The following is a 20564-nucleotide window of genomic DNA, read 5'->3' as shown; positions in this document are numbered from 1 at the left end:
ACGGACGAATAGCGCACCATAGTTCCCTTCATGTGGCCAAATACCAGCATCGCATCGAAATAGCGCTCTGTAGTTCCCCTTCGCCCGGGGAGGAATGAAGCATTGGAGGAGTTAGCTTCTCCTCCGTAGTTAAGTTTGTTTAAGAGCGCGGTAGCAGCGAATATTCATGAGGAGGAGAACTCATTACGCTGACAAGAATTCAGCGTTACTTTGGTGCTAGGCGGAGAGGCAGCATTGGACGCTAACGCAGTCCAAAAAACGCCTTCGCCGTACTCGTCGTTGCTTCCGCAACCTCCTCCACCGAGATACCTAAACAAGCAGCAACGGTTGCTGCCACATGCGGAAGAAACTTCGGCTCATTCCGGCCATCCTGCGGCTTAACGGGCAAATCACGAGGCGTCAGGAAAGGGGCATCGGTTTCCAGCATCAGACGATCCAATGGTATCCGCTTCACCAGCTCGCGCAGATGCTTGCCTCTACGTTCATCGCAAATCCAACCCGTAATCCCAATATGCATACCGAGCTGCAGATAGGCTTCAAGCTCCTGAGCTGACCCCGTGAAGCAATGGACAACAGCTTTATAATTCCCTTTGCTTAAGTAAGGTTTCAAAATACGCACGAAATCGTGATGAGCCTCTCGCTCATGCAGAAAGAGAGGTTTTTCCAGCTCACAGGCAAGCTTAATCTGTTCCTCGAACCATTTGCGCTGGATATCACGAGGCGAGAAATCGCGGTTGTAATCCAAGCCGCATTCCCCAATCGCAACAACTTGCGGTTTCGTCGCTAATCGTCGCAAAGTATCCAGCGTTTGCGATGTACAATTCTGCGCATCATGCGGATGAATGCCAGCTGTCGTGAACAGCTGCCCAGGGAATTTCGCCGCATACCGCGCAGCCGAATCGCTATTCCGCTCACTTGTGCCGGTCAGGATCAGAGGCGATACACCTGCCTCAAGTGCTTGTGTGACTACCACATCACGGTCCCCTTCAAAAGATCGATGCATCAAATTAACTCCGATGTCAATAAGCTTATTCACCCCGACCACTCCTCTCCTCTATGCCCAAAATGCTGCAAAACTCCGCAGGAACGGCGTCCGCAAGCCAGACTTCATTACCTGCATAATAGAACTTGATCCCCGCAAGGCTTGCTTTCACCGAATCGATGTTTAAAATCACAAGTTCCCCTCTGCGCTTACCAGCCAGTGTCGCAAAATGCAGCCCTTCAGACAAATGAACATATTGACGCTGCATAGGGCGCAATCCTTGCTCCAATATCTTCGGCGCATCTTGCGCATTCGTACCATGATAGAGCACTACTGGAGGTACTCCAGTAGGGTAGCTCACTTTATCATGGCTATGCCCATACCTTGCTCTGATGCGTTCGCCAATGATCTCAAAGCGCTGCTTTTCACAGCGCTCGACCACTTCCTCTAGATCCTGCAAGCTAAGCTCGGACCACTCCGTCTGGGTGCGAATCACTTGTAATAAATCTGAAACCGCGCAAGAACCATCAACAGAGTCGAGCTGCAGCCCGAATTTTTCCGGAGAATGCCGCAGTATTTTACTCATCAACTTACTTAACCTTGTTTGTACATGTGTACTTACCATCCTGAATCACATCCTTAAATCTGTATTTACTAACGAATCATAAATCCAACCCGAACCTCCGAGTCTTCTTTCAGCCACGACATCGATTGCCCCTTTTGCAAATCTGATTTCATTGATTTCACCAGCTTCTCTATATCCACACTCTGCTCATAATGCCACTGAAGCGCTGCCGCTGCGTACAATTCATTTAACTGGGCAAAAGTAAATCCTTCCGTTTGCTTCGCAGTTACCTTCATAAAATCATCGGATAACAGCTTGCCGATCCCTTTTTGCTCCAAATAGATCTGCCTTAGCGTCACATCAGGAAGCTTAATTTCATAAGCGCGGTCAAAACGCCCAGCGCGGTTCATCAGTGCTGGATCAATTTGTTCCGGATAATTCGTCGTTCCAATGAGAAAAATGCCCTCTTTCGATGTTGCGCCGTCCAAAATGTTCAAAAAATAAGACCTAGCCCGCTGGGGCATCGCATCGATATCCTCAATAACAAGAATCATGGGTGCTAGATTCGCCGCCGCTTGAAATACCTCTTGTATGGAATCGCTGCACGTATTCTCTGTGATTTGCCAATAAGCAACAGGTGCTTTCACACTGCCTGCGATCGACTTCACAAGCGTTGTTTTCCCATTCCCTGGTTTGCCATAGAGGAGAATGCCTCTTTTATAAGGAAGCTGATATTCTTTAAAAAAGGTGCGATCCTCATCAAAAAACTGATCGATGGATCGGTAGATCTCTCGCTTCACTTCATCCTTCATAATGACTTCGGTACGGTCGACCATGCGAGTTATAGGTGCAAGTTCTTTTTCCATACCATGGGGTCCATCTGTAAAAATCGTCACTTGCCGCCGATCCAAATCTCTCCGGCGCTGCCGCGACTGTTCCAGAAACCGCTTAAGACTGGCGTCATCCACAGCAAAAACAAAATCCTCAGCACCAATCCCATGCATCCGAAAAATAGGTACCCTTGCCAGCGCGATGCCCCAAGCCGGATAGGCAAAGACGTTATTGCGCAAGGTCGGAAATGTACGGTATGCCGAAGCTTCACTATCCCCTTGCATGCCAAATGCACGAGACTCCATATGATCGAAAATTTTCGTAACATGTTGGACATGAGGACTTCCCGTTTTGATATCCTGTTCCAACAACTCCCAATATTCTTCCTTCCCATCATCACTTACATAGGGTTCAAAATACTTGCCAAATAAATCGCTCAGCACGCTTTGAATGCTCCCCAGCACATAAGCATAATCCCCATATGCCGTAAGCGGGCTGCCTCCAGAACCGTTCGGAGCGGATACGGCCGCCGTAGTTACTTCTCTTATTTTCACGTTGTAATCCCTCTTCATTTGGCACCTTTTACTGTCGCCATGGGCTTGCACTTCGCTACAACCTGAGCCAAATCCGCTCCGACGACACTCTCTATAATTTGATCGACATCTTTGTAAGCTTGCGGAGATTCATCGAGAATCGCCTCTAATGACTTTTGATTCACAACGATTTCATCAATGGTCCCAACACGCATGGAAGCGGCAAATTCACTCAGCGTAATCAACCTTTTCGTTGCACTTCGCGAACGGATGCGGCCTGCGCCATGGCAAATGGAGTGAAAGTTGGCTTGGCCGCCAGGCGCTCCAACCATGATATACGAAGCCGTTCCCATCGAACCTGGAATCAGCGCGGGGTGCCCTGTGTGCATATAAGGCTGCGGATTATCCGGGTGTCCTGCGGGAAGCGAACGCGTCGCCCCTTTGCGGTGTACAAAATAGGACTCGCCCCCATGTTTCTCCTCCCAGGCATAGTTATGCATGAGATCATATAAGGTCGTCATTTCAAACTTTGAGCCAAAAACATCTTTACCAGCCTCACGAATCGCATAAGCGATGAGATGGCGATTCACAACAGCATAATTCAGCGCTGAGTACATCAAGTTAACATAGGTCTGAGCTACCGGATGCTCGAGCGGAGCAAAAAGCAGCTTCGGATCTGCGGTTCCTAATCCCAGCGTCCGCATAACCTTCCCCATGTCGCTGCTGCTTACTTGGCTAACAGAGCCGCCCCAAGCACGTGATCCGGAATGGATCATAACAACGACTTGGCCGTCAAACAGCCCCCATGCTTCCGCCACTTCACGGTTCTCTTCAGCGATCTCAATCGCTTGGATTTCAGCAAAATGGTTCCCATTGCCAAGCGTCCCAAGCTGTCGGTGCGAACGATGCCAGACGGCATCCGGGAAGCGATTCAACACATTTTCATCCAATGTAAATTTGCTGCACTCAACATGCGTAAGGGAAGTCGCCTTCCTTGGCGTATAGCCATCCGGGATATATTTCTTCGGCAAGCCGTGCAGACCTTTGGTTACAACATGCTCCAAACGCACATCGGAGAAGTGACCACGCGCGTGATCTTCCACAGGCAAATATTTCTCAATGGTCTTCACGAGTTTGCGACGCAGCTTCACATCTTTCAGCTCATCCTTATGCAGATTCGTCATATGCACTCTCATGCCGCAGCCGATATCGCTGCCGACGATCGAAGGCGACACATAACCATCGTGGGCATGCCACGCAGCCGTTGTACCGATACATGTGCCTACACCGACATGCACGTCTGGCGAGTAGCTCATAAATTTTTGATTCGGGATCTGCAAATTGTTGTTAGCCATCTGAAAAATTTGAAAATCTAACGTTTTAAACAGCTCAGGCGCTGCATAAACATGGACAACCCCCGAAGGGAGCTGAACGTGTTGGACATAATTTTCTTTCATTCCATTTTATCCTCTCTATGAACCCCAAACCTCCTTCAGCGCATCTCGAAACAAAACATCTAAAGCTTGATCCTGCTTTTCTCCAGAGACTGAAATGTGTGTGGCGGTTTCCTCAAAATAAGCGATTTGCCGCTCTAAAAAGTCGTTGATCACCGATATTTTCGGCTCTAAGTCAAATTCGACGCCAGCCCTTTTCCGAGTCAACAAGGTGTATACTTCTTGTTTCAATGTCGAGTCTGGAAGCATTTGCTCTACCAGCTCTTCAAATTCCATCGGCGGCATCGTGCCGTATTTCTCAATCCATCCACATGCGAGTATGGGCCTCAGCACATAGAAATATTTTTTGATTTTAACGAGATCGCCTTGCAAATATGCCCGGAAATTCCCTTTGGCCATATGCAGGTAGTGATACATGCTCGATCGCGGGGAAAAAGTCAGCGGAGAGAGTTGGCGGATCTTCTCTGTCACGCTGAACGGCTCCAGATATGGAATCGGCGATTGGAGCCATTCGAGCAAAGGCGGGTTCGATTTACGGAACAAATTCAACGCCTTCTTCAAATCCCAACCGTTGATGTCGAGAAGCTCACTGATCGGGCGCTCGATAACATCCCGTTTTTCAAGGATAGACAAATACCATTCCACTGGTCTTACATAGATGAACCTCACATCATAATCACTATCCTTGGATGGAAATCCCCATGCTCTGCTGCCAGATTCACAGGCATATAAGATCCGAACGCCCTCTTCTTGTTCGATTTGTTTAAGTTCTGCGTATATTTTACTAACATCCAACGCCACTGGGCTCACCCTCTCTTCTTCAAAATGTGCATACAAAAAAGCCATAGACCAACATCGTCTACGGCTTTTCATGTCAAATTTAAACGAAGCCACTCCACAGAGGACCTACGTATTCGTCACAAACCCGGCTGAGACCGAAGGTATGCTGAGTAATTCTATTGTCACGTTACGGATAGAAATTTGATTGCGAATCATATCGTCGGCCTCCTTTCCATTCATTTACAAACATCATACGAGCCAAACCTACATCACGTCAATCACCCTGAGGCGGAAAGATTAGTTATACTTATTTGTCTACACCCCTTTGATCCCAACCATAGGCTTACAAGTCGCCACCACATCCGCAAGGGAAGCGCCTACCACACTGTCAATGATCTGATCCACATCCTTATAAGCTTGCGGACACTCATCCAGGATCGTTTGCAAGGAACGATGGTTCACTAGTATCTCTTCCTCTGTACCAACTTTGAGTGATTGCGCGAATTCATCGACCGTGACCAGCTCTTTCGTTGCTCTTCGTGATCTTGCTCTACCAGCGCCATGGCATATGGAGTAAAAGTTCTTGAGACCTTCCTCTCGCCCCACCATGATAAAGGATGAGGTTCCCATCGAACCCGGAATCAAGGCCGGATGGCCAGTAACTTTGTACGCAGCTGTATTTAGGAAATGTCCGGCTGGCAGGGCCCTTGTCGCGCCCTTGCGGTGTACAAGCATCGGCTGATTGCGATGAAATTCTTTTAGCGCATAGTTATGCATGAGATCGTAGAGCACTGGCAGCTCTTCCTTTTTGCCAAAAACATCCCTGAACGCTTCGCGCACACCGAAGGCAATCATATGCCGGTTACTAACTGCAAAGTTTAAAGCTGAATACATCAGATTTAAGTAAGTCTGGCCTTCAACGCTCGAAATTGGAGCATACAGGAGATTCCGGTCAGGATTTTCAATCCCCCAACTTTGCATCGCTTCTCTGAAAACTTTGGTAAACTCTTGGCCTAATCTAGCCCCCCATGCGCGAGAGCCGGAGTGGATCATGACGACCACTTGACCATCGAATAATCCCCACTGTGCTGCCAATTGCTGATGTTTCTCGGCTATTTCCAAATATTGAATTTCGATAAAATGATTCCCTCCGCCTAGCGTCCCTAGCTGGCCATGCGCATATTTCCCGATTTTCTCAGGCAATCTGTCGAGATAAGTATGGTCGAACTGGAAGGTAGATTCCTCGACATGCGTCATCCACCGTTCACTCGGGATATACGAGTCAGGAAGTCCTTTTAATCCATGTTTCACAACTTCCATAATGTCAATGTCAGCATAATTCGTATTCGTGCGCTCATTGGTCGGCACATACTTCTCAATAGCTTTAATCAACTCCCGGCGCACACCTTTGTCTTGTATATCTTTTTTGTGCAGTGACGTAGTGTGAACACGCATCCCGCAGCCGATGTCCACACCCACAATGGAGGGGGAAACGAAGCCGTCTTTCAGACTCCAAACAGCCGTTGTTCCGATGCACGTTCCAATCCCCACGTGAGCATCCGGCGTGTAGCTCATATGCAAATTGCGGGGAATCCGCAGGTTGTTGTCCGCCATTTCATAGACACGATTCTCAAAAGATTGGAACACCTCGTTGTTAGCAAAAACGTGAAGGCGCCCATGAGCCAACTCCATTTCATAATGATTGTTGCCGTGATGATTCATTTTCATTTCCATCTTATTTCTCCTCCGTTTGTCTTCTACAGCTATCTTCTCTTATTTAGGATGTTGCGAACATGGCGAAAGTATGACGACACCTGAAAAGTTTTCCATTTTCTCCTAAACGCACCCCTGCTACAATAAGATCAGGTTAGAGGAAGAGCGAGGGGATTGTGTGGCCAGGGAAAGCTTTGATAAAGAAATCCAATTTCTGCGAATGTTCGTACTGACAAGCGGAGCGTATAGCCGGCAGCAATTTGCTGAGAGACTCGGAATTTCGGTACATACGTTTGATAAAACATTACGCCGGTTAAAAGAAATCATCTCGACCATGTACCAGCAAGCACAGGATGCGCAGCGCAAAGAATTTGCCGATATGCTGCGCTACAGCTATTTCGATTCAACGGACCCCATGCTGCTGTTCTTATTTCGGGCCAAATCGCTGAAAGAGTCGGAAAGCCAGCGGATCGCTGTGCTGCTAGCCGCTTTGAATGAGCAGCCTTTGACCGCGATTGAACTGCTTGAAGCTTGCAGTAAAGGCATCCCCAGCGAGGCAACTCTTCCGGATGAGAAAACGATTCGAAACGACCTGAAATATCTGGAGGAAGTCGGCGTCATTATGAAAACCTCGGGGTCACGCCCCTATCGGTACCGTATACATAATGCGTTCATAGACGAGCTTTCCCAGGATGAGCTTATTGATCTCTATGATTTCATAGATGTGATGGCCAATACACAGGTGCCTTCGGTACAAGGCTATTTACTGCGTGATGGGCTTAAAAAGCATATGAATCGGAACTCAGCCGAACTAATGGCTGCAGAGCCATTTTTGTATAAATATCAGTACTACTCTCGGATTTTGGACGAAGCCCATTTGTCCGGATTGTTGTCTGCGATCACCCAGCGCCGCAAGATCCAATTCCTTTATTTTTCACCCAAAAATGGCCAATCTTACGCTTCAAAAAATACGAATCCCTTATTCGAACGGGAAATGGAAGGACAGCTGCAGAAGGCTCTGCCGCTGCAAATCGTGTACGATCACCAGTATGGGCGATGGTATTTGCTAGCCAATGATTCGCGCCATGGCATCCGTAAATTCCGGGTCGAAGGGATGACACAGATTGAGCATGACGAGCTGGTCGATGCCTCATTTTTCAATGAGAAAAAGTTGGATTTAGAGGAGCGAATTAAGCTAAGCTGGGTCATAGACACAGGGAGTGCTGTAACGGTAAAAGCGCGCTTCTACAACCCGGGCCGATCTGGGCCGAATTTCATCAAAGAGCGTGTATTTCTACAAGGACAATGGGGAGAAATCACAGAGGAGCTGGAAGATTCGTTCGTTTACGAGATCACCGTCAATGGGACTACGGAAATTAAGCCTTGGATTCGAAGTTTTGGCTCGAGCTGTGAGGTGCTAGAACCCAGAGAATTCCGGCAGGAGATGATTGCGGAGTGGAAGGAGTTATCGGGCTATTATGAACCTGTTCGAGAAAATATTTAACTATGATATGATCATGAGATTGGAAAATTCAGGGACGTTCATGGTGACTTCTGTGGAGCGGTCCTGGCTAAAAACGATGCTGAATCACAGTGCTGCCTTACATGCTTTCACGCCTGCTGCTTTAGAGAAGCTTCAGAGGGTTCTGGATATAGAACCTGCCCTGGATTTGTCTGAAGCGTTCACGGAGAAAGCGCGAAGTAAAGAGAAACATGTGTTTCATCCGCAGCTGCGCACACTCCGCCGAGTTATTACACGACAAGGTGCCATCAGGCTTACTTACCGCGTGAAGGATGAGCGTATTTTTATCAATGAAATGGCTTTCCCATACAAACTCGAATACTCTCAGGTCAAAAAAGATTGGTACTTGCTCTGGTATCATCTCAGACACCGCGCCATGATGAGCTCAAAGCTGGACAACATTGAAGCCATTCATGATCTGCCATTCTCCCCCGAGCGGGCTGCCGAGGTACACGTACAAATTGAAAAGCTGCTGCAAAAACGTCACATCCATGCAACCATCGCTGTCATCAAATCATATAATCGAGAATTGTCACGGATTCTTTATGCATTCTCTTGCTTCGAGAAGCAGGTCGACTATGACGATAAAGAGGGTACATATACAATTCGGCTAACCTATCTAAACAATGAAGCCGAATACGTGCTGAGCAAGCTGCGGTTTCTTGGCAAACGGGTGCGCGTCACGCAGGGTGAGTACTTGCAAAAGAGGATGCTGGAATCCGCTCAGAAGGCTTTGGCTAGGTATGAAACGCCATCAACCACTAGCTAATTCAAAAAAACCACTCCTAAGGCAGCCGCCTTGAAGTGGTTTTTTCATTTAACGATGCAAACCCTAAATGGAAAAGGCGTATTTGTTGTTTGCTGCTACATCTGTAAAATGAGGATTTTGTTCTTTTACCAAAATGCGATCCAGAATCAACTGTTCAAAATAGGCGAAACCGCTGTCCCGTACGCGAGGGCGCGGAAGCGTAATTTTCACATCTAAGGCAATCCTGCCTTCTTCGATTAGAATCACGCGGTCCGCAAGTTGAACCGCTTCTGAAACATCGTGCGTGACAAGCAAAGCCGTGAACCGCTGATGAAACCAGAGGCGTTCTATCAGCTGCTGCATTTCAATGCGTGTCAATGCATCCAGAGCGCCAAGTGGTTCATCCAGCAGAAGCAATCGGGGCTGCCCGGCCAATGCACGAGCCAGAGCAACGCGTTGGCGCTGCCCGCCTGACAAGACGCCGGGCCATTCATTGCTTCTGTCCGCGAGTCCCACCTGTGCAAGAACTTGTTCTGCCCTTACGCGCGAGCCATCTCGCACGCCGACCTGAACATTCGCAAGCACACGGTTCCATGGGAGTAAGCGGGCATCCTGGAATAACACGCGTGTATCCGAGTTGATGCCCTTCACTTGCTGGCCGTCCACCTCAATCTGTCCACTTGATGGTTTATCAAGCCCAGCAATTAATCGCAAAAGCGTGCTTTTGCCGCAACCGCTGCGTCCGACAATCGCAATAAACTCACCTGGCTCTGCATCAAGCTCTATTTCATGCAGCACATGCTTTTGACCAAAATGCTTCGCCGTCTGCTTCACTTGCAATCGAATGCCCTTCGTGTCAGCCATCACGCTCACTCTCCTCTACGCTAAGATTTCAAGAAATTCGGATGCCACTGAAGCCAAGCGCGCTCCAGCAGCTTCGCCATATAGTCGGATATTTTGCCTAGCAAGGCGTAAACCAGAATACTCAGAATAACGACATCCATCTGCAGAAACTCCCTGGCGTTCATCGCCATGTAACCTATCCCCGAACTGGATGATATCGTTTCTGCCACGATCAAAGTTATCCACATGATACCTAATGAGAAGCGAACACCGACCAAAATTGAGGGCAGCGCACCGGGAACGATGACTTTACGAAATAGATGGAAATGGCGAAGCCCATAAACACGGCCCATCTCAATTAACCCCGGATCTACAGAACGTATACCGTGAAAAGTATTTAAATAAATCGGAAAAAAGACACCTAACGCAACCAGAAAGAGCTTACCCTCTTCCCCGATGCCAAACCAGAGAATAACCAAAGGAATCATCGCGAGATGCGGTATATTGCGCAGCATTTGTACCGACGTATCCGTAATCTTTTCAAGAATGGGAATAAGGCCGTTAATTAAGCCAAGTGCAAATCCAATACTGCCTCCTATAGCAAAACCGATAAAAGCTCGTTTGGAGCTGGCGCCGATATATTCAAATAAGGTTCCTTTCTGCGCTAAATGAACACCCGCTGTAAACACTGCCGTAGGTGTAGATAGAATGCGAGTGGATATCACCCCAAATTGTCCCAATAGCTGCCATAGCACGATAAGCACTATTGGAAGTACCCATGGGAGTAATTGTTTACCCAGAGACTTTGGCAGGTTGGTTTTCACCATACTGAACCCCCTTCGTCGGCTTTGGCAATTCCGTATTGGCAATTAGCTCTCCGAACGGGCTTACGTAGTTGGCAGTTTCGTTCGCTCGATTCACACCCTTCTTCAGAGGCAGGTGCGGGAATAGCAGTTCCGCCGTCCGATAAGCCTCCTCCAAGTGTGGATAACCCGAGAAAATGAAAGTCTCAATACCTAGCTCAGCATACTCTTTCATTCGCGCTGCAACAGCCTCAGGATCACCTACTAAAGCCGTCCCCGCACCACCTCGGACAAGTCCAATGCCTGCCCATAAATTAGGACTAATCTCCAGCTTCGTACGGTCGCCCTTATGCAGTTCAGCCATGCGGCGCTGACCTTCCGAATCCATGCGCGCAAATATTTTCTGCGCAGCGGCAATGGTTTCATCGTCCAGATGCGAAATCAAACGATCGGCATCCGCCCATGCTTCCTCCGCTGTTTCGCGCACGATAACATGCAGCCGTATTCCGAATTTCACCGTTCGGCCTCGTTTGGCAGCAGCTTCACGAACTGTTTTAATTTTCTCCGCTACCTGAGCAGGAGGCTCTCCCCACGTTAAGTAAACATCAACATGATCCGCAGCAACCTCAATCCCAGCCGGCGAGGAACCGCCGAAATAAAGCGGCGGGTACGGTGCTTGAATTGGTGGATAGACGATCTTCCCGCCTTTTACTTGCAAGTGTTCTCCGGCGAAATCGACTTGCTCGCCTGCAAGCTCCTTGCGCCAAATATGCAGGAATTCATCTGTCAAATCATATCTGGCATCATGATCAAGGAATAAACCATCTGCCTCGAGCTCCTGGGTGTCTCCTCCGGTCACAACATTGATCAATAGACGCCCATCAGACAGGCGATCGAAGGTGGAAGCCATTCTGGCAGAAAGGGTGGGCGACATCAAGCCCGGTCTAACGGCAACAAGGAATTTAAGCTTCTCTGTTGCTGGAATCAAGGATGAGGCGACAACCCATGCATCCTCGCACGATCTTCCAGTTGGCAACAGAACACCACCATAACCCAGCCTATCCGCTGCTTGCGCAATTTGCTTCATATAGCCATAATCGACTGCGCGTGCCCCTTTCGTAGTTCCAATGTATCTGCTGTCCCCGTGTGTCGGAATGAACCAGAATACTTCCATCTCCATCGTCTCCCTTTATTCGTTATTAGTTAGCTCGAAGCTATTTCGTAGCCGGCAATACGGCATCTTTCACATTAATCTCTTTAGGGATAAGGCCTAGTTTGAAAAAGCTGTCAGCTATTTTTTGCTGTTCACTGAGCAGAGCATCATCAATCGGTTGAATGCCGTATGTCCTGCGTTTCGCTGCACGTTCCAGAGATGGGACATCAATGCCTAGCTGCGGTGACAAGGTTTCGGACAGCTCTTTCGGATGATCCTTGGACCAAGTATCGACCTTCGCCAGCTGCTCCAGGAGCGTTTTTACCGTCTCTGGATTGCTTTGTGCATAGGACCGGGTAGCCAGATAAAACTCATGATTCGCAACGGTATCTTTGCCATCAGCCAGAATCTTAGCCTTCGCTGAAGTCTCAGCCGCTGCAAAGAATGGATCCCAGATCACCCAAGCATCTACACTGCCTTTCTCAAAAGCGGCTCTGGCATCTGCCGGAGGGAGGAACACGACTTGAATATCTTCATATTTCAAACCAGCCTTTTCAAGCTGCTTCACTAATAAATAGTGAACGTTCGAACCTTTGTTCAAGGCCACCTTCTTCCCCTTCAGCTCAGCAACGGATTTAATCTCCGACTTCTCCGGGATGAGGATCGCTTCACTGGCAGGGCTTGCCGGCTCATGACCCAAGTAAACGAGCGGCGTGCCAGCAGCTTGCGCAAAAATCGGCGGCGCTTCTCCGGTATGCCCCACATCTATACTCCCTACGTTCATAGCTTCCAGTAATTGAGGACCACCGGGGAACTCTGTCCATTGGATCGTGATGCCTTTTTCTTTTAACACTTTATCGAGCTCCCCATTTGCTTTCAGGAAATTCACCGTACCGTATTTCTGATAGCCAATTCGAATTGTTGTACTCTTCTCTGTTTTGGCAGTCGCTGGCGCCTTCGTATCTGCAGAACCTGTCACCGCTTTAGAAGCCGATCCGCAACCGCTTAACGCTGTGACGAGAAGCGTGGATAAAATAAATGAAACGATTAAACTTTTTTTCATAAAAGAACCTCCCTTTTCTATCTAGCGCACTGAACAATACAAAAAGAGACACAGCTCTCCCGTAATGGAAGTTAAGCATGTGTCTCCGGTGGTCCGGTCGATACATAATTATTCTGATCAATTTACTTGGTTTTAATTTACCAACAATATACGCATTCGTCAATACTTTTTTTGGAAAAAAAAGACCAACCGTCAAATACCCACAGTTGGTTAACTAGGGTTAACCTTTACCAATCCAATCGACTTCGGCAATCTCCTGCCATCTTTTGCGGATAGTCTCATAAGCTTCTTGAGGTAAATTGCCTCGTTCCAGCAGCTTCGCGTTTTCCAGCCAACGCCCCGGATTAGCCGTCCCGACAATTGCGGTATGGACACCTGGTACAGACAGCGTGAAACGCAAAGCAACTTCAATAGTCTCCTGCAGCTCCGCCTGCAGAAACTCGTATTTCAACTGCTGCAGACGCTCCCAATAAGGGTGATGATAAGCACTCTCCGGCTTCTCCCCTGTTTTCCAAGCTGCATTGGCAATCGGACGTTTCACAACCACACCCATGCCTCTTTCAATAGCACCCGGGATGGTAAGTTCAATAGCTTCCTGATCGGCGATATTGATGGAAGTCTCAAGCGAGTCGAATAAGCCGGATTGAACCGCATACTGAGCCGCTTTATGATCACCGCTGTAGCCGATGAAACGCGTTTTCCCTTGCTCCTTCGCGCGCTGTAAAACCTCAATCACTTCGCCCCGCCGAAGTAATTCTTCCGAGCAGCTGTGCAAATGAATCACGTCGATATAGTCTGTGTTCAGACGTTTTAAGCTGCGGTCAATGCTCATTTCTAGCAGCTTAGGGTCCCAGTCAGGGAGGTCAAACCCAGACGCATGGCCGCATTTGGTGAATAAATAGTAGTCATCTCTCCGGTGCGATACCGTTTTACCGATTAACTCTTCGCTCACGTTATAGCATTCAGCTGTGTCAATCACGTTTAAACCAGCATCTAGCGCACTGCCTAGAAGCTTGTCCACGTCTTCGGTTGAAGCCGAGGAAAAGCCGATTTCAGCGCCGCCAAAGCCTAGAACACTTACCTGCATGCCTGTTTTGCCATATAGACGCTTTTCCATGATAGCTTTTCTCCTTTGAAGAGATTTAAGATGAAGAGCATTAAGATTTAACTATTATTACTTCGTCATAATCGCTTCTACGCGCTCTAAAACTTCTGAAGATAAGGTAATATCCGAAGCTTTCACATTGTCCTCAACCTGTGCAGGACGGCTCGCACCTACTAAGGCGCTAGAAACATTCGGTTGACGCAAGATCCAAGCAAGCGCTAAGTTCCCGATAGAAATGTTCAAATCTGCTGCAACGGCTTCAAGCTGTTGCACTTTGGCGATATTTTCCTCGGTCAAACCTTTGCGGAAATTATCCAGCTTCGCTGCTCTGCTATCTTGTGGGATGTCAGAAACGGATTTGTATTTACCCGTCAACAAGCCTTGCGCGAGTGGCGAGAAGACCACCTGACCAATCCCTTGTTTCTCACCTAACGGAATAACCTCTTTCTCAATATAACGGTTAAAAAGGTTATAAATAGGCTGGTTAACGATAATTTTATCCAGTAAATACTTATCAGCTACGGCTAATGCTTGGGCCATTTGAGTGGCTGTCCATTCGCTTACCCCGATATACAGCGCTTTCCCTTGTGTAACGAGATCATCGAGTGCCCGCAGTGTTTCTTCAATCGGAGTTTCCGGATCATAGCGGTGGCAATAGTACACATCCACATAATCCGTACCAAGTCGCTGTAAACTCGCATGCAGCTGTTCAAAAATGTGCTTGCGAGAAAGGCCTTTATCATTAGGCCCGTCACCCATTTTACTGAACACCTTGGTAGCAAGCACGTAGGAATGACGCGGATAATTTTTCAAAACCTCGCCTACGACCTTCTCCGCTTCACCACGCTCATACACATTCGCTGTATCAAAAAAATTAACTCCCAATTCATAAGCTTTATGAATGGAGTTGACTGCATTCTCACGCTCAACGTAACCACCATATGTCAACCAGCTACCTAAACTAATTTCACTTACCTTTAACCCTGAAAGCCCTAATTTACGATATTTCATCTCATTTCTTCCTCCTAATATTTTCAATTACAGGCTCTACTATTATATCAATAGTTGGTTAAGGAATATAAGTAGTGAAAAGTTTCTCACATAATATCAAATAATTAAGTTAGTTACGTGGAGGTAACTAGTAATCGCCTCCTCAATAGTTTGAAAGCAAAGCTTCGTGGGGGGCGCTCAGCCTCATGAATGAGTTAAGGTGGCTGGCTCCGATATACCACACCAGCAAACGCACCTATTTTCCGAAAGAAAATAGCCTAACTCCCTGCCCTTCGGCACAGAGATCAGGCCATTTTCTGCTCAACTTGCCGCTACTTGAGCGTTAGCTTTCACCAACCGGATTCTCTCGCCAGGGCTTGTAGACAACTGAACAATATTATCGTAGATGGTCACATCTCCGCCAGCTTGCTTGCACACGGCCCCGTGCTCCCATGGATTATAGAACCTCAGCTCAGCACCCGCCTCACTTTCAATCTCGACCCACTGCACTTCGCCTCCTGAAATCGATGCGCTCACCAGAAAAGCTCCGACCGCCCTCAGCGTGGCAAATTCGGCATCCTGCTCGCTTGGCCAGTTCGGGAACAGGCGAAGAATGCCGTTATAGCTTTGCAGCAGGCACTCATTAATGACGACCGGCAGCGCGAAGTTCTCAAACCAAATCCCGACCCTGCTCATAAAATCAAAGCTCAGCGTATCGCTGTACCTGCCGCCGGACAGCAGAACACGGTCGGTGCACGTGCCGTTAGGCAGCAGACAGTAGCTAATTTGCCGTTTGAACTTTTCCAGGTCCAGATGTCCCATTCGTGCTCCAGCGAGATGGTAGAAGACAAGCTCGTTACCGCCTTCATTCCGATGATTCAGATAGGAATTGAGCGCGATTTGATACGCTTCACCTGTTGAGTGGAGGCCATGTTCCTCTCCCGGGAAAATCGTCATAATGCCGTTCGGCGTGTTATAGACAACCTCGGCATCCTCCCCTGGCACCGATACGAATACCGTTCCACGCTGCGATTCTGCCGTTGCATATTCAGGGAATTTACTTAAAATCTCTTGGACGCTGCCCAGCAAATCCGCCTCTTCCTCCTCGATACCGAGTGTTTCACAAGCTTCTTTAAAGGCATGGAACACAAATTTGGTCAGCGTCAAATCAACAAGGCAGTCATAATTTTTCTTAAAACCAGGCGTCAATTCGTACAATTCAGGAACGACCGTAGGGAAAATGTGATAACGATCATCCCCCCACGCCTCTCCGTGCGTATCTGGTCTGCTCATGTAATCCACCATAAACAGCACAGCTTCTTTTATTGGCTCCAAAGCTCGATTCGCCAGGAAATCCCGGTCCATCGTATAAAGGTAATGCCACCACAGACTCTGCACCGTCCAAGGAGTTTCACAAACTTCCCAGCCCCAATGCGGCACTGGATAAGGCATTATGTTCATTTCGACCGGGTAAGCAGAATGCGGATAATAGGCTCCTCGCATGCCGTAGTATTCACTCGCCCATTTTCGGCTCACAGGCAGAATATGATCTACCATATTGACATAGGCCAGATGCTTATCGACATGGTTGCTGGAAAAAGCAAGCCAGAACGGCTGCTGCGTATTGTAGTTCATGTGGTAGTCGCCATGCCACTCCGAGCCTATGGAACGATAACTCCAATTCGCGAACAGACCCGGACAGGTCGCTTCGGGTTTGACAGAGCAGTGATAGAAATATAAATTCCAATACCAAATCTGCTCTAGAAACTCATCACCGAGACTCACGCCTGAGCAGTTCCAATACGATGCCCAATTGTTCTCGCAAGCAGCGAAAGCGGCGGCAATCCCTTGCACCGTAGGAACCTCCAGCTCCTGCAGCCCTCCTGCCGCAACGGAACTGTCTAAGCCTTCTGTCAGCTCCACGCAAGCCAGGAACGACGCCGTTTGGAGCAGCTTGGCTTGTATGCCGCCTGCGGTATCCGCTGCCTCCATGTCCTCGGCTACACGAACATCCAAGCGGAACGCTTTATCCCTTGGATCGCGTTTATTCCCCTCTGGCGCACAAGGAAGCGTCTGCCTGAAGCTAAGCTGACTCCGCTCAGCCTCTACCGCCTTCTGCGCAACCGGCAGCTCCTTCGGCGTATCTGGATCGGGGATAAGCTTGACCCGGTCGAACAATCCGCCGACAGCACCTTCCGGCGAAACAAGTTTCATCCACATCCGATCCGCCTCAGGTTCGATAAACAATTGCAGGGTGGCCTCCCCCGCTTCCAGCTTGAAATAAACTTCACAGAGACCGTTGTGAATATGTACTTTATGGCCAAGAACTTCCGCCTTGCGTCGGTCATAGCCGAGGAGAAGAGAGCCGCACGGCATAGGCCGAGGGTATGGTTTGCTGTAGTTCTCCGCCGTCATATCACAGTATTCGCGATACCAATCGTTCTCTCGGAACGACTCCAGCTCATTCGGAATCTGCCTCAATTGCTTAAACACGTCTTGAAAAGTGCCAATTTTATCTTGATTATTCTCGGCAATTCGAATGTCCCACACATTGTTATGTCCAAAATGGATGACAACCGCATCTGGACGTGTTGTGACGACGGCGCCAAGGCCGCCATTCCCCATCAATGCACCCTCAAAGAAATCTGGTGCTGGCTTCTCATAGCGAATTGGGTGTCGCTTCGCTTGCTCACTACTATTCATGGTTACTCTCTCCCTTACCCATCATTTGGCAGCGTAAAAGTCCTGTACGACCACTGGGCCGTACAGGACCATCGCCTTATTTTTTGAATGATTTATCGTAGGATTGCTGCATGATTTCTATATAACGTTTTAGGTTTAATTTATTCAAACCAGCTACATAGGCATCCCAATCCTTGTTCAAATCTTTGGCGCCTGTGACGAACTGCAGCGAATTCTGATCGATGTAGTTTTTAATATTCGTCTTCAGCATAGCGGCTTCGTCAGCTGTTGACGGATCGATCCAGATCGCCCAGTGCGGGAATACATCTTTTGGCTGCTTGCCATCATACAGATGCGTAGCTTCTTGCAATCTGCGCTCATAACCAGTTGTGTCATAGATATCCGTAGCCGCAACCCAACTGTCCCGGAACTCCTTCGGTTGGAAATATTGCGCCATCGGGCCCCAAGCCGAGTTATGCGGAGTTTCCCCCGTTGGCGTAGGAATCGTCGCCAGAAGAGGAGTCGCTGACTTCTCTACAGGAGAATCCCCATCCTTCGGTTTCCGCCAGTCTTTCCCTTCTTCACCGAAGTGACCGCGAATTTGGCCTTCCTGCGTAAACATGTAATCGACTAATTTAATAGCGGCGATTTGCGCTTCCTTGCTTGCTTTATTCGTAAGAACGAAGGTCGCGCCTGGATCGCTCGGATAATTATAAGTCGCTAACGCCCCATTCGGCCCTGTCAGCGGTGGAACGGCATCGTACGTTTTGGAACTATCGGATCCGCCTGTGATGAAAATGTAAGGGTGCATAGCGACCCCAGCGCCTAAAATTTGCGCATCCGCATTGTCGCCGATTTTCTTGTAGGCTGTAGCATTTTGAGTAAATGCTCCCTTATCAATCAAGCCGCCGTCATACATAGACTTCACGAACTGTAGTCCCTGCTTCCATTCTTCCTTGTTAGCTGCTACATCCACTTTGCCATCATTCAGCAGGAGATAGGTGCGATCGTCATCATAGATATAGCCATTCATAAAGTAAGGGATGATGTGAACCCCATAGTCTTCAATAGATCCGCTAAGCGGCACTTCGTCCGCTTTGCCATTGCCATTCGGGTCCTTTGTTTTGAACGCTTCCAAAACTTTTTTGTAATCATCCAGCGTTTTGGGCATGGTTAGATTTAGCTTTTTCAGCCAGGACGAATTGATCCACATTTTATTCGGATACGAACAGTGGTAACATTCGACCAATTGCGTTAATCCATATATTTTGCCATCCGGCGCGGTGTTCATCGCCTTAAAGTAGGGGTATTTGTCCAAAGCCTTTTGTACATTGGGTGCATATTGTTTAATGAGATCGTCAAGCGGAAGAATCACGCCCTGCTGGGAATACCGAAGAATATCGGTCTGTGAAAATTTATCAACCCACGGAATCAGCATGTACAGATCCGGATAATCGCCACTGGCCAGTGAAATCTGTCTTTTCTCAGCCGCACCATCGAAAGGAACCGTCTGCCATGAAAATTTAATATTGAATTTCTGCTCCGCCAATTTGGAGAAGCTGTTTGTCGCCAGGTCGATATTCGCATCTTGTTGAGCAAAAATCATGATCGGAACCGGAGCGCCAGTGCCCTCCGATGGTTTCGCCACGCCCGTTGCGCCCGGCGTACTCGTATCAGAAGCAGTTGGGGATGTACAAGCTGTGAGAACTAAGCTGATCGTTAGCAGCATTATCCATAAGGTTGAAACTGTTTTTTTCAAATGCGCCCTCTCCCTTTCGTTGTCAAATGGTAACCCCTGCATGTGCTATTATCCAAGTTATTACGCTTTGTTCCGTGTAATCTCGGGGCCGCACCACCACCTCTCCTAGGTGTCTCTTATCCCTTCACAGAGCCAATCAGCATCCCTTTGACGAAATACCGCTGCACAAAAGGATATATGATCAACACAGGTAAGCTTGCTATGACAATGAGCGAGTATTTGGTCAAATCAGCAAACTGCTGTCTTCTCAGCTGCTCAGCCGCATCAATGTTGCCTGACGCCGCCGAATTGAGAATCAGAATACTGCGAAGAATCAACTGCAACGGATATAAACTTTGTGTTTTCAAATAGATCAAAGCATCAAAGTAAGCATTCCACTGCCCGATGGCATACATCAAGATCAGCACTGCGATGATCGGTTTGGACAAGGGAAGCACAACGCTCCACAGAAAACGAAAGTCGCTGCAACCATCCATTTCGCTCGCTTCCGCCAGTTCATCTGGAATGGAAGACTGGAAAAACGTCCTGGCAATAATGATTTGCCATACCCAGATGGCTTGCGGGATAAGCAGTGCCCACCTCGTATCGAGCAGACCAAGCTGTTTGACGACCAAATACGTAGGTATTAGACCGCCAGAGAAAAGCATTGTAAATGTAATGAACATCATAAGTGCGCTGCGTCCAAAGAAAGTTCTTCGCGATAGCGGATAAGCCAAAATAATCGTTAACGTAACGCTTATTAATGTGCCGAAGAAGGCATAAAACAACGAGTTCCCATAGCCCTGAAGTACCTGCGGATTGCTTAATACAACCTTGTATCCCACGAATGTAAGATCCACTGGCCATAACCACACACGTCCTGATGAAACAGCGAGCGGACTGCTTAAGGATGAGCTGACAATGAATACTAGCGGATAAAGAACGACGATCAGTGCGATTCCCAGAATGATATACACGCCCGTTAGGAACAGCCGGTCCCCAGTCGATTCGCGAATACGACGCCCCATCTTGATCATTTGGCGGGTCCTCTCCTTTCTT

The 20564-nt window shown here is 48.2% G+C and carries 17 protein-coding genes; 2 read left to right on the top strand and 15 right to left on the bottom strand.

The window, feature by feature from the left end; translation table 11 throughout:
• Nucleotides 1-241: 241 nt before the first annotated feature.
• The 6 genes from AC58VC_RS13330 to AC58VC_RS13305 form a co-directional block, all read right to left on the bottom strand.
• The gene (locus AC58VC_RS13330) at nt 242-1036 is read right to left on the bottom strand and encodes a TatD family hydrolase (RefSeq protein WP_497369252.1); all 795 of its coding nucleotides are present in this window, start codon (nt 1034-1036) and stop codon (nt 242-244) included.
• Nucleotides 1029-1607 carry an RNA 2'-phosphotransferase gene (locus tag AC58VC_RS13325; RefSeq protein ID WP_497369251.1) on the bottom strand — a complete coding sequence of 193 codons (579 nt, stop codon included), beginning with the start codon at nt 1605-1607 and terminating at the stop codon, nt 1029-1031. The genes AC58VC_RS13330 and AC58VC_RS13325 overlap by 8 nt, the downstream gene beginning before the upstream one ends.
• 29 nt (nt 1608-1636) lie before the next feature.
• Entirely contained in the window at nt 1637-2932 is a 1296-nt protein-coding gene (locus tag AC58VC_RS13320) for an ATP-binding protein (protein ID WP_497369250.1), read from the bottom strand.
• A gap of 14 nt (nt 2933-2946) precedes the next feature.
• Nucleotides 2947-4368, bottom strand: a complete 1422-nt coding sequence (locus AC58VC_RS13315) for an RtcB family protein (protein WP_497369249.1) — start codon at nt 4366-4368, stop codon at nt 2947-2949.
• A 15-nt stretch (nt 4369-4383) separates the two neighbouring features.
• Complete coding sequence (locus AC58VC_RS13310) at nt 4384-5238, bottom strand: nucleotidyltransferase domain-containing protein (RefSeq protein ID WP_497369248.1); 855 nt, start codon at nt 5236-5238, stop codon at nt 4384-4386.
• Nucleotides 5239-5460: 222 nt separating this feature from the next.
• Entirely contained in the window at nt 5461-6873 is a 1413-nt protein-coding gene (locus tag AC58VC_RS13305) for an RtcB family protein (RefSeq protein WP_497369796.1), read from the bottom strand.
• 163 nt (nt 6874-7036) lie between these two features.
• On the opposite strand from AC58VC_RS13305, the gene AC58VC_RS13300 reads away from it, so the two are divergent.
• Together AC58VC_RS13300 and AC58VC_RS13295 are read left to right on the top strand one after the other, a co-directional pair.
• Nucleotides 7037-8362, top strand: a complete 1326-nt coding sequence (locus tag AC58VC_RS13300; protein ID WP_497369247.1) for a helix-turn-helix transcriptional regulator — start codon at nt 7037-7039, stop codon at nt 8360-8362.
• Nucleotides 8337-9149 carry a WYL domain-containing protein gene (locus tag AC58VC_RS13295; RefSeq protein ID WP_497369246.1) on the top strand — a complete coding sequence of 271 codons (813 nt, stop codon included), beginning with the start codon at nt 8337-8339 and terminating at the stop codon, nt 9147-9149. The genes AC58VC_RS13300 and AC58VC_RS13295 overlap by 26 nt, the downstream gene beginning before the upstream one ends.
• A 63-nt stretch (nt 9150-9212) precedes the next feature.
• On the opposite strand, the gene AC58VC_RS13290 is transcribed toward AC58VC_RS13295, so the two are convergent.
• The 9 genes from AC58VC_RS13290 to AC58VC_RS13250 all read right to left on the bottom strand — a co-directional run bounded on the left by AC58VC_RS13290 (nt 9213) and on the right by AC58VC_RS13250 (nt 20542).
• Nucleotides 9213-9992, bottom strand: a complete 780-nt coding sequence (locus tag AC58VC_RS13290) for an ATP-binding cassette domain-containing protein (protein WP_497369245.1) — start codon at nt 9990-9992, stop codon at nt 9213-9215.
• A gap of 20 nt (nt 9993-10012) precedes the next feature.
• Nucleotides 10013-10798: an aliphatic sulfonate ABC transporter permease SsuC gene (gene ssuC, locus AC58VC_RS13285; protein ID WP_497369244.1), complete on the bottom strand. Its 786-nt coding sequence runs from the start codon at nt 10796-10798 to the stop codon at nt 10013-10015.
• Nucleotides 10764-11948, bottom strand: a complete 1185-nt coding sequence (gene ssuD / locus AC58VC_RS13280) for an FMNH2-dependent alkanesulfonate monooxygenase (protein ID WP_497369243.1) — start codon at nt 11946-11948, stop codon at nt 10764-10766. The genes ssuC and ssuD overlap by 35 nt, the downstream gene beginning before the upstream one ends.
• A gap of 40 nt (nt 11949-11988) precedes the next feature.
• On the bottom strand, nt 11989-12990 hold the full coding sequence (locus AC58VC_RS13275; RefSeq protein WP_497369242.1) for a sulfonate ABC transporter substrate-binding protein: 1002 nt from the start codon (nt 12988-12990) through the stop codon (nt 11989-11991).
• A 220-nt stretch (nt 12991-13210) separates the two neighbouring features.
• Nucleotides 13211-14107, bottom strand: coding sequence for an aldo/keto reductase (locus AC58VC_RS13270; protein ID WP_497369241.1), 897 nt, complete (start codon nt 14105-14107; stop codon nt 13211-13213).
• 57 nt (nt 14108-14164) lie between these two features.
• A complete protein-coding gene (locus tag AC58VC_RS13265; RefSeq protein ID WP_497369240.1) occupies nt 14165-15106 on the bottom strand; it encodes an aldo/keto reductase family protein in 942 nt (313 codons plus the stop codon).
• A 300-nt stretch (nt 15107-15406) separates the two neighbouring features.
• On the bottom strand, nt 15407-17788 hold the full coding sequence (locus tag AC58VC_RS13260) for a glycosyl hydrolase family 95 catalytic domain-containing protein (protein ID WP_497369239.1): 2382 nt from the start codon (nt 17786-17788) through the stop codon (nt 15407-15409).
• A 76-nt stretch (nt 17789-17864) separates the two neighbouring features.
• Entirely contained in the window at nt 17865-19526 is a 1662-nt protein-coding gene (locus tag AC58VC_RS13255) for a type 2 periplasmic-binding domain-containing protein (RefSeq protein ID WP_497369238.1), read from the bottom strand.
• Between the two features lie 116 nt (nt 19527-19642).
• Nucleotides 19643-20542: a carbohydrate ABC transporter permease gene (locus tag AC58VC_RS13250; protein WP_497369237.1), complete on the bottom strand. Its 900-nt coding sequence runs from the start codon at nt 20540-20542 to the stop codon at nt 19643-19645.
• Between the last annotated feature and the right edge of the window lie 22 nt (nt 20543-20564).

This window comes from Paenibacillus sp. J22R67 (genome assembly GCF_059692175.1).
Note: the sequence above shows the minus strand (reverse complement) of the source record. Positions and strands in the feature narration are given on the sequence as shown.

Excerpts from the sequence above, each read along its gene's own strand:
- AC58VC_RS13325 (WP_497369251.1), bottom strand. The coding sequence starts at position 1,607 with ATGGTAAGTACACATGTACAAACAAGGTTAAGTAAGTTGATGAGTAAA.
- AC58VC_RS13315 (WP_497369249.1), bottom strand. The coding sequence starts at position 4,368 with ATGAAAGAAAATTATGTCCAACACGTTCAGCTCCCTTCGGGGGTTGTC.
- AC58VC_RS13310 (WP_497369248.1), bottom strand. The coding sequence starts at position 5,238 with ATGAAAAGCCGTAGACGATGTTGGTCTATGGCTTTTTTGTATGCACAT.
- AC58VC_RS13305 (WP_497369796.1), bottom strand. The coding sequence starts at position 6,873 with ATGAAAATGAATCATCACGGCAACAATCATTATGAAATGGAGTTGGCT.
- AC58VC_RS13295 (WP_497369246.1), top strand. The coding sequence starts at position 8,337 with ATGAACCTGTTCGAGAAAATATTTAACTATGATATGATCATGAGATTG.
- AC58VC_RS13290 (WP_497369245.1), bottom strand. The coding sequence starts at position 9,992 with ATGGCTGACACGAAGGGCATTCGATTGCAAGTGAAGCAGACGGCGAAG.
- ssuC (WP_497369244.1), bottom strand. The coding sequence starts at position 10,798 with ATGGTGAAAACCAACCTGCCAAAGTCTCTGGGTAAACAATTACTCCCA.
- ssuD (WP_497369243.1), bottom strand. The coding sequence starts at position 11,948 with ATGGAAGTATTCTGGTTCATTCCGACACACGGGGACAGCAGATACATT.
- AC58VC_RS13275 (WP_497369242.1), bottom strand. The coding sequence starts at position 12,990 with ATGAAAAAAAGTTTAATCGTTTCATTTATTTTATCCACGCTTCTCGTC.
- AC58VC_RS13270 (WP_497369241.1), bottom strand. The coding sequence starts at position 14,107 with ATGGAAAAGCGTCTATATGGCAAAACAGGCATGCAGGTAAGTGTTCTA.
- AC58VC_RS13265 (WP_497369240.1), bottom strand. The coding sequence starts at position 15,106 with ATGAAATATCGTAAATTAGGGCTTTCAGGGTTAAAGGTAAGTGAAATT.
- AC58VC_RS13260 (WP_497369239.1), bottom strand. The coding sequence starts at position 17,788 with ATGAATAGTAGTGAGCAAGCGAAGCGACACCCAATTCGCTATGAGAAG.
- AC58VC_RS13250 (WP_497369237.1), bottom strand. The coding sequence starts at position 20,542 with ATGATCAAGATGGGGCGTCGTATTCGCGAATCGACTGGGGACCGGCTG.